Origin of the sequence: Mycobacterium sp. ACS4331, assembly GCF_001667265.1 — a bacterium.
In the GTDB taxonomy this organism is placed as follows: domain Bacteria; phylum Actinomycetota; class Actinomycetes; order Mycobacteriales; family Mycobacteriaceae; genus Mycobacterium.
Genome location: NZ_LZHW01000073.1, coordinates 1 through 13,437, shown reverse-complemented (window position 1 = coordinate 13,437; position 13,437 = coordinate 1). Strand labels below are relative to the sequence as shown.

Annotated in this window: 13 protein-coding genes and 1 pseudogene; 3 read left to right on the top strand and 11 right to left on the bottom strand. The window is 67.6% G+C overall.

Going from position 1 to position 13,437, the window contains the following annotated elements:
- Window positions 1-2: 2 nt before the first annotated feature.
- Window positions 3-320, top strand: a complete 318-nt coding sequence (gene mhuD, locus A5727_RS16830; protein WP_068251799.1) for a mycobilin-forming heme oxygenase MhuD — start codon at window positions 3-5, stop codon at window positions 318-320.
- Window positions 295-1,644: a serine hydrolase gene (locus tag A5727_RS16825; RefSeq protein ID WP_068251794.1), complete on the top strand. Its 1,350-nt coding sequence runs from the start codon at window positions 295-297 to the stop codon at window positions 1,642-1,644. Before mhuD ends, A5727_RS16825 begins: the two co-directional genes overlap by 26 nt.
- A gap of 109 nt (window positions 1,645-1,753) precedes the next feature.
- Here the strand turns inward: A5727_RS16825 and A5727_RS16820 are convergent, their stop codons facing one another.
- From A5727_RS16820 to lysS, 6 genes are all read right to left on the bottom strand, one after another.
- Complete coding sequence (locus A5727_RS16820; RefSeq protein WP_068251791.1) at window positions 1,754-2,293, bottom strand: histidine phosphatase family protein; 540 nt, start codon at window positions 2,291-2,293, stop codon at window positions 1,754-1,756.
- Entirely contained in the window at window positions 2,290-3,084 is a 795-nt protein-coding gene (locus A5727_RS16815; protein ID WP_068251789.1) for a CbtA family protein, read from the bottom strand. The genes A5727_RS16820 and A5727_RS16815 overlap by 4 nt, the downstream gene beginning before the upstream one ends.
- Before the next feature lie 29 nt (window positions 3,085-3,113).
- The gene (locus A5727_RS16810) at window positions 3,114-3,329 is read right to left on the bottom strand and encodes a CbtB domain-containing protein (RefSeq protein WP_068251786.1); all 216 of its coding nucleotides are present in this window, start codon (window positions 3,327-3,329) and stop codon (window positions 3,114-3,116) included.
- Window positions 3,330-3,563: 234 nt separating this feature from the next.
- Window positions 3,564-6,113, bottom strand: a complete 2,550-nt coding sequence (gene clpC1, locus A5727_RS16805) for an ATP-dependent protease ATP-binding subunit ClpC (RefSeq protein ID WP_068251783.1) — start codon at window positions 6,111-6,113, stop codon at window positions 3,564-3,566.
- Between the two features lie 244 nt (window positions 6,114-6,357).
- Window positions 6,358-6,696: a histone-like nucleoid-structuring protein Lsr2 gene (lsr2, locus tag A5727_RS16800; RefSeq protein ID WP_068251776.1), complete on the bottom strand. Its 339-nt coding sequence runs from the start codon at window positions 6,694-6,696 to the stop codon at window positions 6,358-6,360.
- A gap of 110 nt (window positions 6,697-6,806) precedes the next feature.
- On the bottom strand, window positions 6,807-8,327 hold the full coding sequence (gene lysS / locus A5727_RS16795; protein ID WP_068251773.1) for a lysine--tRNA ligase: 1,521 nt from the start codon (window positions 8,325-8,327) through the stop codon (window positions 6,807-6,809).
- 42 nt (window positions 8,328-8,369) lie between these two features.
- On the opposite strand from lysS, the gene A5727_RS16790 reads away from it, so the two are divergent.
- Complete coding sequence (locus tag A5727_RS16790; RefSeq protein WP_068251771.1) at window positions 8,370-9,626, top strand: alanine racemase; 1,257 nt, start codon at window positions 8,370-8,372, stop codon at window positions 9,624-9,626.
- A 5-nt stretch (window positions 9,627-9,631) separates the two neighbouring features.
- Here the strand turns inward: A5727_RS16790 and A5727_RS16785 are convergent, their stop codons facing one another.
- The 5 genes and pseudogenes from A5727_RS16785 to A5727_RS27890 all read right to left on the bottom strand — a co-directional run.
- Window positions 9,632-10,447, bottom strand: a complete 816-nt coding sequence (locus A5727_RS16785) for a type III pantothenate kinase (protein ID WP_068251767.1) — start codon at window positions 10,445-10,447, stop codon at window positions 9,632-9,634.
- A complete protein-coding gene (gene panD, locus A5727_RS16780) occupies window positions 10,447-10,872 on the bottom strand; it encodes an aspartate 1-decarboxylase (protein ID WP_068251764.1) in 426 nt (141 codons plus the stop codon). The genes A5727_RS16785 and panD overlap by 1 nt, the downstream gene beginning before the upstream one ends.
- Entirely contained in the window at window positions 10,872-11,810 is a 939-nt protein-coding gene (gene panC, locus A5727_RS16775) for a pantoate--beta-alanine ligase (protein WP_068251759.1), read from the bottom strand. Before panC ends, panD begins: the two co-directional genes overlap by 1 nt.
- Complete coding sequence (locus A5727_RS16770; RefSeq protein WP_068251754.1) at window positions 11,807-12,748, bottom strand: Rossmann-like and DUF2520 domain-containing protein; 942 nt, start codon at window positions 12,746-12,748, stop codon at window positions 11,807-11,809. The genes panC and A5727_RS16770 overlap by 4 nt, the downstream gene beginning before the upstream one ends.
- Before the next feature lie 117 nt (window positions 12,749-12,865).
- A pseudogene (locus A5727_RS27890) lies at window positions 12,866-13,437 on the bottom strand (hypothetical protein); the annotation flags it as partial.

Below are 13,437 nucleotides of genomic sequence, written 5' to 3'. Positions count from 1 at the left end.
CCATGGCTGTGGTGAAGATCAATGCAATCGAAGTTCCCGCGGACGCAGGTCCGGAACTGGAGAAGCGGTTCGCCCACCGCGCACACGCCGTCGACAACCAGGCCGGATTCCTCGGGTTTCAGCTGCTGCGCCCGGTGAAGGGTGAGACCCGCTACTTCGTCGTGACGCAGTGGGAGTCCGAGGAGGCCTTCCAGGCGTGGGCGACCGGACCCGCCATCGAGGCGCACCGGGGCGAGGCCAAGAATCCGGTGGCCACCGGCGCATCGCTGCTCGAGTTCGAGGTTGTGCTGGACGTTGCCGGGCCCGACGCGAAGAGTTAGAACGGCTGCGGCGCTGGCCCTCGGCGCCGCTCTGGTTGTCCCCGTCGTCGGCAGTTGCGCGCCCGCTGACACGCCGACGGCACATGCCGGCAACCCCGGCGTGCGCATCGCCACCAACACGCCGCAGGGTGTCCGCGCCAAGCAGGTGATGGACATGCTGAACTCCGACTGGCCGATCGGTGCTCCGGGTGTGAAAACTCTCGCCGTGCCGGACGCCGTCGACTACGTCGCGCACGTCATGGACGGCATGTGGTGGGAACGGCCCTACACGCTGACCGGGGTCGACGTCGGAGCGGGCACCGCGACGCTGCACGTCACCACGTCCTACGGCGCCAAACAGCAGATCGAACTGCACACCTCGGACTCGACGCTGGTGGACAAGTTCATCGTCACCACCCAGACTCCACCGATCCGCACCTGGGCCGACGTCGACGCTGCGCTGCAGGCCTCGGGTGCGCGGTACTCCTACCGCGTCTCCAAGGTCGTCGACGGCAAGTGCGAGCAGTTGGCCGGCAGCAACACCGCCGACTCCCTGCCGCTGGCCTCGATCTTCAAGCTTTATGTGCTCTACGCGGTGGCCGAGTCCGTCCGCGCGGGCACAGTGTCCTGGGATGACGAGCTGACCATCACCGAGGAGGGCAAGACCGTCGGCTCCTCGGCGTTCGACACGATGCCCGAAGGCAGCCGGATCTCGGTGCGCACCGCCGCAGGCAAGATGATCGCCAACAGCGACAACATGGCCACCGATCTGCTCATCAACCATGTCGGCACCCGCGCCGTCGAGCAGGCCCTGGTCGATGCGGGCCACCACGATCCGGGCAGCATGACCCCGTTCCCGACCATGCACGAGCTGTTCTCGATCGGCTGGGGCGAACCGGATCTCCGGGACCAATGGAAGAACGGCAGCCCCGCGGTGCGCGCAGAACTGTTGCGCGAGACCAAGGCTCGGCCGTACGAGCCCGACCCGCTGCGCTCACACGAGCCGGCATCGGCCTACGGCGCCGAGTGGTACGGCAGCGCCGAGGACATCTGCCGTGTCCATGCCGCGCTGCAGACCGGTGCCACCGGTGCGGCCGCTCCGGTCAAGGAGATCATGACCGAGATCCCGGGCATCGATCTGGACCGGCGCAAGTGGCCCTACATCGGGGCCAAGGCCGGCAACCTGCCCGGGGAGCTGACCTTCAGCTGGTACGCAGTCGACCACACCGGCCAGCCCTGGGTGCTGAGCCTGCAGACCAACTGGGATCGCTTCCACAGCAACCAGACCGGCGGATACCTGATGTCGATCATCAAGCAGATGTTCGACCTGATCCCTGTGGGCTGACCACTTCCCGTCGGCGAACGTCCACTTCGGCACCCACGAGCGGCCCACTTTGTACGGCTGCATCGGCGTGTCGGTGTACCAACACGCGCGCTCGCGGGAAAGGGACAGGCTAGAGGCGCAGCGTCCACCCCGGGCCGCGGCGATGCAGCACGGTCTGTGACCCGGGGGCAATGTCGATGCGCCAGAACGACTTCGGTGGTGCGTCGAGTGCGATCAGAATCGCCGCCCGGATCACGGCCGGGTGCGTGACGGCCATCAGCTTCGACGGCGTCAGCGCCAGTGAGTCCATCCAATCGCTGACCCGCCGCACGAGCGTGACGATCGACTCACCGCCGTGCGGCGCCGCGGAGGGGTCGGTCAACCAGGCGGCCAGCTCACCGGGGTCGATCTCGTCCAGTCCCGACCCCGCCCAGACACCGACATCGAGATCGGCGAGCCCCGGTTCGGGTGTGGCGGTCAAACCCAGGGCCGCGGCCGTCTGCCGGGTGCGCACCTCGGGCCCGCACAGCGCGGTCTGGGGATCGACACCGACATCGGCGAGCTGGCGGCGGCCGAGTTCACTCAATGGTTCGTCGGCGGGAAACCGTCCGGCTGACATGGCATCGGTCATCGCATGCGACACCAACGTCAGCCGGACGACCTCGCTCACGCAGAGACTGACTCGCGCTTGTTCTCAAGCAGTCGAGTCACCAGCGCCCCGAACACCAGCCCGATCGTCGCCCACAGGATCACCTGCGCGCCCAGCGAATACAGCCGGAACTCGTAGAGGTCATCCGCCGGGAAACCCGGGAACACGATGGTGCCCGAATCGTCGCGCAGGGGCCCGGGCGTCTCGTCGATGGACGGGAGCACGAGGTACACCACGGCCACGGCCACCAGGTATGCGCCGGCCGCGGCCAGGGCCGCATTCCAGGTGCCGAGCTTGGGCGCCAACCGCCTGCCCAGGAACACCGCGGCGACCATCAGGGCGACCGACAGCCCCACCACCAGCACGTAGAGCAGCGTGCGCTGGTTGAGGGTCTCGTCGGCGCTGACGGCAGGCGGATTCGGCGGGTACTTCAACGACGGCACGATCCACAGCGACACCAGCATGCCGCCCGCGGTCAGCGCGGCCAGCGCACGGGCCGACAGGTTGGTGCGGTTGTAGACCACGCAGAACACGACAGCCAGGAGTGCGCCCATCGCGACGCTGAACGCCAGGAGGCCGAAGCCCAGCCCGACGGTCGACTGAACGGTCCGGGTGATCTCGAAACCACCTTCGGCGTGCGAGTGACCGTGTTCGTGCGCATGCTCGAGCGCCTCATGCGCGGCGCCCACACCGTCCTCGAAATCGATCGCCCGATTGATCACGGGTTCGATGAACGCCCACGACCAGATGAATGCGAGCACACCCGCAAGGGCGCCGGCGAGAACGCCGCGCCAGATGACGTGCTTTTCCATATTCGATTGGCTCCTGTCCGCTGCCCGTATCAGTGGCAGGGGAAGCCGAGAAGGTGCCGGGCGTCGTGCACGAACTCATGCACGTAGGTGTTGTTCCCGAACACCGAGGTGGCGCCCTGGTCCATGCCCACGAAGTAGAGCGCCAGCAGCGCCAGCAGGACCGTCGCGGTCAACCACACGGCGGCCTTGGTGGCCGAGAGGTCGATGGCGCCAGCCCGAGTCTTGGACGTCTGTGGAGAGCTCATGATGTTCCTTTCGGGGATCTCGCGTCCCGGATTCAGTGAGGTGACGGACTTCGGGTCTGACTGTGGACAGTGGCGCGACCGTTCTGGACTCTCACCAGATTCCTCGGCCCGTCGGGTACATCAAGCATCTTAAGCACGTAGTCCGCACCGTCGTGCAGCAACCTGCGTATGACGTCACCGCCATGACAGAACGGGCGACCACCCATTGGGTGATCGCCCGTTCGGCGCGTGCTTCTATTCGGCTGCGGTGCCCGCGGCGGGGCCGGAAGCCCCCGCGCCCGCCAGATCCGCCTCGCTGGCCGTCGAGGACTTGGGCGCACCCGCGAAGGTGAACCGGGCGTCCTCGCCCGCGCCTTCGCCGTCCCAGTTCTCGACGTCGACCGTGACGACCTGACCCGGACCGACCTCGTCGAACAGGATCTTCTCGCTCAGCGCATCCTCGATCTCGCGCTGGATGGTCCGACGCAGCGGTCGGGCACCGAGCACCGGGTCGAACCCGCGCTTGGCCAGCAGCGCCTTGGCCTTGTCGGTCAGCACCATCTCCATGTCCTTGGCCTTCAGCTGCTTGGACACCCGGCCGACCATCAGGTCGACCATCTTGATGATCTCGTCCTGCGTCAGCTGGTGGAACACGATGATGTCGTCGATGCGGTTGAGGAACTCCGGACGGAAGTGCTTCTTGAGCTCGTCGTTGACCTTGAGCTTCATCCGCTCGTAGTTGTTCTCACCGCCGCCCGAGGAGAACCCGAGGCCGACGGCCTTGCTGATGTCCGACGTGCCCAGGTTCGACGTGAAGATCAGCACGGTGTTCTTGAAGTCGACCGTGCGACCCTGGCCGTCCGTCAGGCGGCCATCCTCGAGGACCTGCAACAGGGTGTTGTAGATCTCCTGGTGGGCCTTTTCGATCTCGTCGAACAGGACGACCGAGAACGGCTTGCGGCGCACCTTCTCGGTGAGCTGGCCGCCCTCCTCGTAGCCGACGTACCCCGGAGGGGCACCGAACAGCCGCGACGCGGTGAAGCGGTCGTGGAACTCGCCCATGTCGATCTGGATCAGTGCGTCGTCGTCGCCGAACAGGAACTCCGCGAGCGCCTTGGACAGCTCGGTCTTACCCACACCGGACGGGCCGGCGAAGATGAACGAGCCCGAGGGGCGCTTGGGGTCCTTCAGGCCGGCACGGGTGCGGCGGATCGCCTTGCTGACGGCCTTGACGGCGTCCTCCTGGCCGATGATCCGCTTGTGCAGCTCGTCCTCCATGCGCAGCAGCCGAGTGGTCTCCTCCTCGGTGAGCTTGAACACGGGGATGCCGGTCCAGTTGCCCAGCACCTCGGCGATCTGCTCATCGTCGACCTCGGCAACCACGTCGAGATCACCTGAGCGCCACTGCTTCTCCCGCTCGGCCCGCTGTGCGACGAGCTGCTTCTCCCGATCCCGCAGGCTCGCGGCCTTCTCGAAGTCCTGCGCGTCGATCGCGGACTCCTTCTCGCGGCGCGCATCGGCGATCTTCTCGTCGAACTCGCGCAGGTCTGGCGGAGCGGTCATCCGGCGGATCCGCATCCGGGCGCCGGCCTCGTCGATCAGGTCGATCGCCTTGTCCGGCAGGAAGCGGTCGTTGATGTACCGGTCGGCCAGCGTCGCGGCCGCCGCGATGGCTCCGTCGGTGATCGAGACGCGGTGGTGTGCCTCGTACCGGTCCCGCAGACCCTTGAGGATCTCGATGGTGTGCTCGACGGTGGGCTCACCGACCTGAACCGGCTGGAACCGGCGCTCCAGCGCGGCGTCCTTCTCGATGTACTTGCGGTACTCGTCGAGCGTGGTGGCACCGATGGTCTGCAGCTCCCCGCGGGCCAGCTTGGGCTTCAGGATCGACGCCGCGTCGATCGCGCCCTCAGCGGCACCCGCGCCGACGAGCGTGTGCAGCTCATCGATGAACAGGATGATGTCGCCGCGGGTGTTGATCTCCTTGAGCACCTTCTTGAGGCGTTCCTCGAAGTCACCGCGGTAACGGCTGCCCGCGACCAGGGAGCCCAGGTCCAGCGTGTACAGCTGCTTGTCCTTGAGCGTCTCCGGCACGTCGCCGTGCACGATGGCCTGTGCCAGGCCCTCCACGACGGCGGTCTTGCCGACGCCGGGCTCACCGATCAGCACCGGGTTGTTCTTGGTGCGGCGGCTCAGCACCTGCATGACCCGCTCGATCTCCTTCTCGCGGCCGATGACCGGATCGAGCTTGCCCTCGGCCGCGGCGGCCGTCAGGTTGCGGCCGAACTGGTCGAGCACCAGCGACGTCGAGGGGTTGCCGGACTCGCCGCCGCGGCCTCCCGTGCCGGCCTCTGCCGTCTCCTTGCCCTGGTAGCCGCTCAGCAGCTGGATGACCTGCTGGCGCACCCGGGTGAGCTCCGCACCGAGCTTGACCAGAACCTGCGCGGCGACACCCTCACCCTCACGGATCAGGCCGAGCAGGATGTGCTCGGTGCCGATGTAGTTGTGGCCGAGCTGAAGCGCCTCACGCAGGCTCAGTTCGAGCACCTTCTTGGCGCGCGGGGTGAAGGGGATGTGGCCCGAGGGGGCCTGCTGGCCCTGCCCGATGATCTCCTCGACCTGGCTGCGCACGCCTTCCAGCGAGATGCCCAGCGACTCGAGCGACTTGGCCGCTACGCCTTCACCCTCATGAATGAGGCCCAGCAGGATGTGCTCGGTGCCGATGTAGTTGTGGTTCAGCATCCGGGCTTCTTCTTGAGCCAGGACGACGACCCGACGTGCTCGGTCGGTAAATCGTTCGAACATCCGTGGTTACCTGCTCTCCTTGATAGGGCAACCGCACTCTCGCCTGGGCAGAGCACATTGCCTGTCATTCCACTGTAGTGGGCGACGGTCCGAGGTGCTTTACCTTGGTGCCCGGTCCGCCACGGACCGGCACGAGCCGAACTCGCGATAACTGCAGTGCATCAGAGCAACGTCGGGATATCCGAATTCGTTTCCTGTTCAGTTCGCCGCTAGCGAAAGCCGGACCGGGAACACCGACGACGGCTCAGGTGGCCGCGTGGAACGCCTCGATGACGTCGGCGGGGATGCGTCCGCGGGTCGACACGTTGTGACCGTTCTTACGGGCCCACTCGCGGATGGCCGCACTCTGCTCGCGGTCGATGGCGCCACGTCCGCGGCCCGTGCTGGCCCGGCCGCGGCGGCGACCGCCGACCCGGCGGCTGGCCTCGACCCACTTCTTCAGATCGGCACGCAATTTCGCCGCGTTCTTGGTCGAAAGGTCGATCTCATACGTCACGCCGTCAAGCCCGAATTCAACAGTTTCATCAGCGGAACCCTCACCATCGAAATCATCGACCAGGGTGACGGTAACTTTCCTCGCCATGCGTTGAACGACCCTTCTGAAAATGCGAATTTCGGGCTAATTGCGGCATGCAACCGGCCCACCGGTTACCAATGTGCCACACGTTTCCCCCGCGTTCAACAACGCCCAGGTCACGACGGATCTGCCGACTCCCCCGTCGACAATCTGGCGCGCTTGACAATCGGAAACAAAACGGTCTCACGAATTGACAGCCCGGTCAGTGCCATCAACAGGCGGTCCACTCCCATTCCGGTTCCGGTGGTCGGCGGCATCGCATATTCCATGGCGGCCAGGAAATCCTCGTCGAGTTCCATCGCCTCGTCGTCGCCGGCTGCGGCGGCGCGGGCCTGCGCGGCGAACCGTTCGCGCTGCACGACGGGATCGATCAGCTCGGAGTATCCGGTGGCCAACTCGAACCCGCGGACGTAGAGGTCCCACTTCTCCGTCACACCGTCGATGCTGCGGTGCTGACGAGTCAACGGCGTTGTCTCGACCGGGAAGTCCTTGACGAAGGTGGGCGCCCACAACTTGTCGCCGACCAGGTGCTCCCACAGCTCCTCGACGAGCTTGCCGTGCCCGTAGCCGCGATCCTTGGGGATCTCGAGCCCCAGCCGGCCCGCAATGTCCCAGAGCCGAGCCGCGGGGGTGTCCGGGGTGATCTCCTGTCCCAGCGCCTCCGACAAAGACGGATACATTTCCAGCGACTGCCATTCGCCGTCGAGGTCGTAGAGTGACCCATCCGGCAGTGGCACCTGCCGCGTGCCTATCGCCTCATCGGCGACTTCTTGAATAACTTCACGGGTGACCAGCGCGGAATCGTTGTAGTCGCCATACGCCTGATAAGTCTCCAGCATCGAGAATTCCGGAGAATGTGTTGAATCCGCTCCTTCGTTTCTGAAGTTGCGATTCAACTCGAAGACCTTGTCCAACCCGCCGACCACGCAGCGTTTGAGGAACAGTTCGGGGGCGATGCGCAGGTAGAGATCGGTGTCGAGGGCATTCGAATGCGTCACGAAGGGCCGCGCAGCTGCTCCGCCGGCCTGAGTCTGCAGCATCGGGGTCTCGACTTCGAGGAATCCCCGGCGTTCCAACGCCGACCGGAGGGCGCGGACCACAGCGATGCGCTGCCGCGCGACGTCGCGAGCCTGGGGACGCACGATCAGGTCCACGTAGCGCTGCCGGACCCGCGACTCCTCGCTCATCTCCTTGTGCGCGACCGGCAGCGGGCGCAGGGCCTTGGCGGCCATCTGCCACGAGTCCGCGAGCACCGAGAGCTCCCCGCGGCGCGAACTGATCACCTCACCGTGGACGAACACGATGTCACCGAGGTCGACGTCGGCCTTCCAGTCGTCCAGCGACTCCTGCCCGACGCCGGCGAGGCTGATCATCGCCTGAAGTTGCGTGCCGTCGCCGTCCTGCAGCGTCGCGAAGCACAGCTTTCCTGAGTTCCGGGAGAAGACCACGCGTCCGGCCACACCGACGACCTCGCCGGTCTGGGTGTCCGCGGGCAGGTCCGGGTAGGCGTCGCGAACCTGGGCCAGCGTGTGTGTGCGCGGCACCACAACGGGGTAGGGATCGCGGCCTTGAGCCAGCAGGCGGTCTCGCTTTGCCTGCCGGATGCGGAACTGTTCGGGAAGGTCGGCCTCGCTCACGTCGGGCCAGCCTAAATGACGACCCCCGTTTAGATTGAATCAATGGCCGCGACCATCGACGCGGCGGCACTGACCGCACTCGATCACCAGCCCGTGGATTGGCGGTTCAAGGGCCTTCCCGCGGCATGGTCGGGACGCACCCCGGCCGAGATCTGCGCCGACGCACCCGAGCTGTTCGAGGCGGCGCCGCTGGGGACCGTCTGCGTGCTCAGCGCTGACGCACTGAGCCACAACCTTGCGGTCATGGGCCGCTGGTCACAGCAGCACGGCATCGAGTTGGCCCCGCACGGCAAGACGCACATGGCACCGCAGCTGGCCGCGGCCCAGTTCGAGGCCGGCGCGGTGGCCATCACCGTCGCGACCGTCAGCCAGATGCGGGTGTATTCCGCGTTCGGGGTGCGCAACTTCGTGATCGCGAATCAGGTTCTTGAGTCAGGCGGGTTACGTTGGTTGGCAGGGGAATTGGCCGACCCCCAGCTTGAGGTGCGGTGCTGGGTCGACTCGGTGCGCGGCGTTGCGCTCATGTCGGAGGAACTCCACCGTGCGCGTGCGCCGCGTCCCCTGGACGTCTGCGTCGAGGTCGGCGCCACCGGCGGACGCACCGGTGCGCGTGCGGCGCACACGGTCGACGAGGTCGCCGCCGCGGCGGCCGCTTCACCGCAGCTGCGCCTGGTCGGCGTGGCCGGCTACGAAGCCGCATTGGGCCACGACGTGTCTCCGGCGGGACGAAGGGTCATCGTCGACTACCTGACCACGCTGCGGGAGACCACGGCGCGACTGGCCGGCCTCATCGAAACCGACGACATCATCGTCACCGCGGGCGGCAGCACGCACTTCGATCTGGTGGCCGAGGTCCTGACGCCCGACTGGCCGCTGGACCGCCCGGTGCGAGTCGTCGTGCGCAGTGGGTGCCACCTGACCCACGACGACGGTCTGTACCACCGGACATCGCCGCTGACGCGTCCCGACGCCGACGCCGAACAGGCACTGCGGCCCGCGTTGAGCCTGTGGGCACAGGTCAGCTCACGCCCCGAGGACGATCTGGCCCTCCTGTCGATGGGCCGGCGGGACGTCTCCTTCGACCAGGATCTGCCGCAACCACGCAACCTGCCGGGTGCGCGGGTGTTCAAGCTCAACGACCAGCACGCCTACCTGAGGCTGGCCGACGACCCGGTCGAGGTGGGCGACTGGCTGGAGTTCGGGATCTCGCATCCGTGCACGGTGTTCGACAAGTGGCCGATGATCCCGGTCCTGGACGCCCAGCGCCGGGTCGTGCAGTTGGTCCGCACGTTCTTCTGACGGCCTCAGCGGGCCTGCCGCAGCCTGCCCCGGGAGTTGTCCCGGTTCCGCTCGAACACCAGGCGCAGGCCGTCCAACGTCAGGTGGGGGTCGTGACGGGCCGTAATCCGCAACTCCGGCAACAGAAGTGGCGCGGTGTGCCCGGTCGCGACGATGACGACGTCGTCGCCGTCGAACCCGTCGACGTCCTCGCGGATGCGCCGGATCACGCCTTCGACCAGACCCGCGAACCCGAACACCGCTCCCGCCTGCATGCATTCGACGGTGTTCTTGCCGACCACCGACCGCGGCCTGGTCAGTTCGACCTGGCGCAGCGCCGCCGACCTGGCGGCCGCCGCATCAGAGGACACCTGCACTCCGGGTGCGATGGCCCCACCGAGGAACTCCCCCTTCGCCGAGACCACGTCGACACAGATCGACGAGCCGAAATCGACCACGATGGCGGGTTGGCCATACCTGTGGAAAGCCGCCAGTGCGTTGACGATTCGGTCCGCGCCGACCTCCTTCGGATTGTCGACCAGCAGCGGGATCCCGGTGCGCACGCCGGGTTCGATGAGCACGTGCGGCACCGACTCCCAGTACTGCTCGAGCATCACCCGGACCTCGTGCAGCACAGACGGCACGGTGGACAGCGCGGCCGCACCCGTGAGGCGCTCCGAGTCCTCGCCGATGAGCCCGTCGATGGTCAACGCCAGTTCGTCGGCTGTGACCTCGGGTTCGGTGCGGATCCGCCACTGCTGCACCACCCGTGCGTTCTCACCTGTTCCTGAGATCAGTCCGACGACGGTGTGGGTGTTGCGGACGTCGATGGCCAACAGCACTAGCGCAGCCCCCGCGGGGAGAGGAGTTCGCCTGCGTCGTCGGGCACGTAGGCGGGGTCGGTCGCGTGTGCGCCGAGGTCGATCTGTCGGTTGTCGGAGTCGACGAACACGACGCGCGGCCGACATTCCCTGGCTTCGGCGTCTTCCATGGTGCCGTAGGCGATCAGGATGACCAGGTCGCCGGGGTGCACCAGATGCGCTGCGGCCCCGTTGATCCCGATGACGCCGCTGCCTCGTTCTCCGGTGATGGCGTAGGTGACGAGTCGAGCGCCGTTGTCGATGTCGACGATCGTCACCTGCTCGCCTTCGAGGAGGTCGGCCGCGTCCATCAGGTCGGCGTCGATGGTGACCGATCCGACGTAGTGCAGGTCGGCGTGTGTCACGGTCGCCCGATGGATCTTCGACTTGAGCATCGTCCGTAACATCAATTCCTCCAAGGCATCTCTTGGTGTTCGCCCCGACCCGCGTAGGACCCGTCGGTCGCCGCGGTGCCCAGTTCGATGGCGATGTTGTCCAGCAGGCGGGTGGTGCCCAATCGCGCGGCGACGAGCAGTCGGCCCTTCCCGTGGGCGGGTGCGGGCTCGAGCCAGGGGCCCCTGGCCTCGATGTAGTCGACGTCGAAGGCCGGAACCTCGTCGAGCACCGCGCGCACGGCGGCGACCGCGGCCGCGGCCCCGCCCGAGGACGCTGCGTACTTGCCGGCCAACAGCGCCGCCGAGAGCGCGGCGGCCTGTTCACGGTGTTCGGGGCTCAGATAGCGGTTGCGCGAGGACATCGCCAGGCCGTCCTCCTCACGCACGATCGGCACACCCACGATCCGCACGTCGAGGTTGAGGTCGTCGGCCATCTGTCGGATGAGAACCAGCTGCTGGTAGTCCTTTTCGCCGAAGAACGCCCGATCCGGGGAGACGATGTTGAGCAGTTTGAGCACCACGGTCAGCATTCCCGCGAAGTGCGTGGGCCGCGACTGACCCTCGAGGTCCGCACCCAACGCGCCGGGGTGCACCGTCGTGCGGGGTCCCGCTGGGTACATCGCCGAGGCGGTCGGGGTGAAGGCGATGTCGACGCCCTCTTCCCGCAGCAGCGCCAGATCGGAGTCCAGCGTGCGCGGGTAGGCGTCCAGATCCTCACCGGGCCCGAACTGCAGTGGGTTGACGAAGATCGACACGACAACCACCGCACCGGGCACGCGCCTGGCCTCGCGCACCAGGCTCAGGTGTCCTTCGTGCAGCGCGCCCATCGTCGGGACGAGCATCACTCGGCGGCCCGTCCGGCGCAGCGCCCTCGTGACGGCCGCGACGTCGGCCGGCGTCGTGTAGACGTCCAGTTCGCCCTGCGTGTAGGCCGGCTTGCCCAGCGTCATCGGGTCAACACCTTGAACACCTCCGCGGATGCCCGAGCGCGCTGCGCGGTTCGCAGCGACACGGTTCGATAGGCCTCGGCCAGGTCCGGGTCGACCTCGTGCAGGGCCGCCAGGTGTCCCGCGATGGCCGCGGCGTCGTCGCGCGCCACCGGGCCCGTCAGGGCGGCCTGACCGCGCTGCAGCGTGTTCTCCAGCGCCGCGCGCGCCAGCGGCGCCAGGACCCGTTCGGCGACACCGCCCGGTTCGGACACGACCAGTTCCTGTCCCAGAAGCTCCTGCCCGGCCAGCGCCGCGCGCAGGGCTTCGCACGCGTCGGCGATGACGGTCACGAGGTGATTGCTGGCGTGCGCCAGGGCCGCGTGATAGAGCGTGCGGGCGTCTTCGCGCACACGTACGGGTTCGCCGCCGATCTCGAGCACGAGCGACTGGGCGATGGCGTACCCGATCTCGTCGGCGGCGGTGATTCCGAAGCAGGCGTCGGACAGCCGGGTGATGTCCTCGTCAGCTCCGGTGAAGGTCATGGCCGGATGGATCGCCAGCGGCAGGCAGCCCTGTTCGGTGAGCGGCGCCAGAACACCGATGCCGTTCGCCCCCGAGGTGTGGGCGACGATCGTCCCGCGGCGCACCTCGCCGGTGGCGGCGAGCCCCGAAATCAGCGCGGGCAGTTCAGCATCCGGAACCGCCAGCAGCAGAAGCTCCGACGCGGCGGCCACCTCGGGCACCGGGACGACCGGGGTGTCGGGCAGCCTGCGCGCGGCCCGCTGCAGGGATGCGTTCGAGATCGCGCTGCAGGCGACCACGACGTGTTCGGCCCGCTCGAGTGCGACGCCGAGCGCCGTTCCGACCCGGCCGGCCGAGATGATGCCCACCTTCAGCCGAGCGGGCCGCAGCCCCTCGACGTGGCCCTCTGTTCCATCGGGAAACTCCGACTGCAGCATCGCAGACGTTCCTTCGCAAGCTGTCCTGGTTTTCGTTCCAGTCCTGCCGGGCAGGTACCGGACGGTCACCAAGACTCTAGCCGAGGCTCACTGAAAGCCTCCGAACCACCTGTGCGGTCAGTCCTCGCGACGGCGGCGCCGGCCACCGCCGCCGGGCGTGGCCTGGAAGCGGGCCAACAGCTCCGCCGCAGACTGGCCACTCGGCGGTGGGGTGTCCTCGTCGTCGCCCTCGGTGTTGCGGTGCCGGGCCGACGGCATGGGCTCGGGCGCGGGCGGGGGGACGGCGGGTCCTGATCCCGGAGCGGAGTGGCGGCCGCGGCGCTCGGGCTCGGGCTCGGCGAACGTCGGGGACTGCTGGGCCGCACGGTAATGCCGACCGCGGGGTTCGTCGTGGACCTCAGGCGCCGGGGTGGGCCCGACGACGGGCGGTACGGGTGCCTGGGCGGGGCCGATGCCGTGACCGTTGGCGGCCGATGGGGCCGACGGGGCTGACGGGGCTGACGACCCGGGAATCCAGGTGTTGAGCGGCTGCCAGTCTGGATCGATGGGCTGAGGCGGCGGCGAATGCCGGGGGGCCGGCTCGAATCGAGGATCTTCGAATCGAGGATCTTCGAACCGAGGCGCTTCGGGACGGGGTTCGGGCCTCGGCGCGGGTTCGGGGCGCTGTTCGACCTGTCTCTTATACACAA

Excerpts from the sequence above, each read along its gene's own strand:
- mhuD (WP_068251799.1), top strand. The coding sequence starts at position 3 with ATGGCTGTGGTGAAGATCAATGCAATCGAAGTTCCCGCGGACGCAGGT.
- A5727_RS16815 (WP_068251789.1), bottom strand. The coding sequence starts at position 3,084 with ATGGAAAAGCACGTCATCTGGCGCGGCGTTCTCGCCGGCGCCCTTGCG.
- A5727_RS16810 (WP_068251786.1), bottom strand. The coding sequence starts at position 3,329 with ATGAGCTCTCCACAGACGTCCAAGACTCGGGCTGGCGCCATCGACCTC.
- clpC1 (WP_068251783.1), bottom strand. The coding sequence starts at position 6,113 with ATGTTCGAACGATTTACCGACCGAGCACGTCGGGTCGTCGTCCTGGCT.
- lsr2 (WP_068251776.1), bottom strand. The coding sequence starts at position 6,696 with ATGGCGAGGAAAGTTACCGTCACCCTGGTCGATGATTTCGATGGTGAG.
- A5727_RS16790 (WP_068251771.1), top strand. The coding sequence starts at position 8,370 with ATGGCCGCGACCATCGACGCGGCGGCACTGACCGCACTCGATCACCAG.
- panD (WP_068251764.1), bottom strand. The coding sequence starts at position 10,872 with ATGTTACGGACGATGCTCAAGTCGAAGATCCATCGGGCGACCGTGACA.
- panC (WP_068251759.1), bottom strand. The coding sequence starts at position 11,810 with ATGACGCTGGGCAAGCCGGCCTACACGCAGGGCGAACTGGACGTCTAC.
- A5727_RS16770 (WP_068251754.1), bottom strand. The coding sequence starts at position 12,748 with ATGCTGCAGTCGGAGTTTCCCGATGGAACAGAGGGCCACGTCGAGGGG.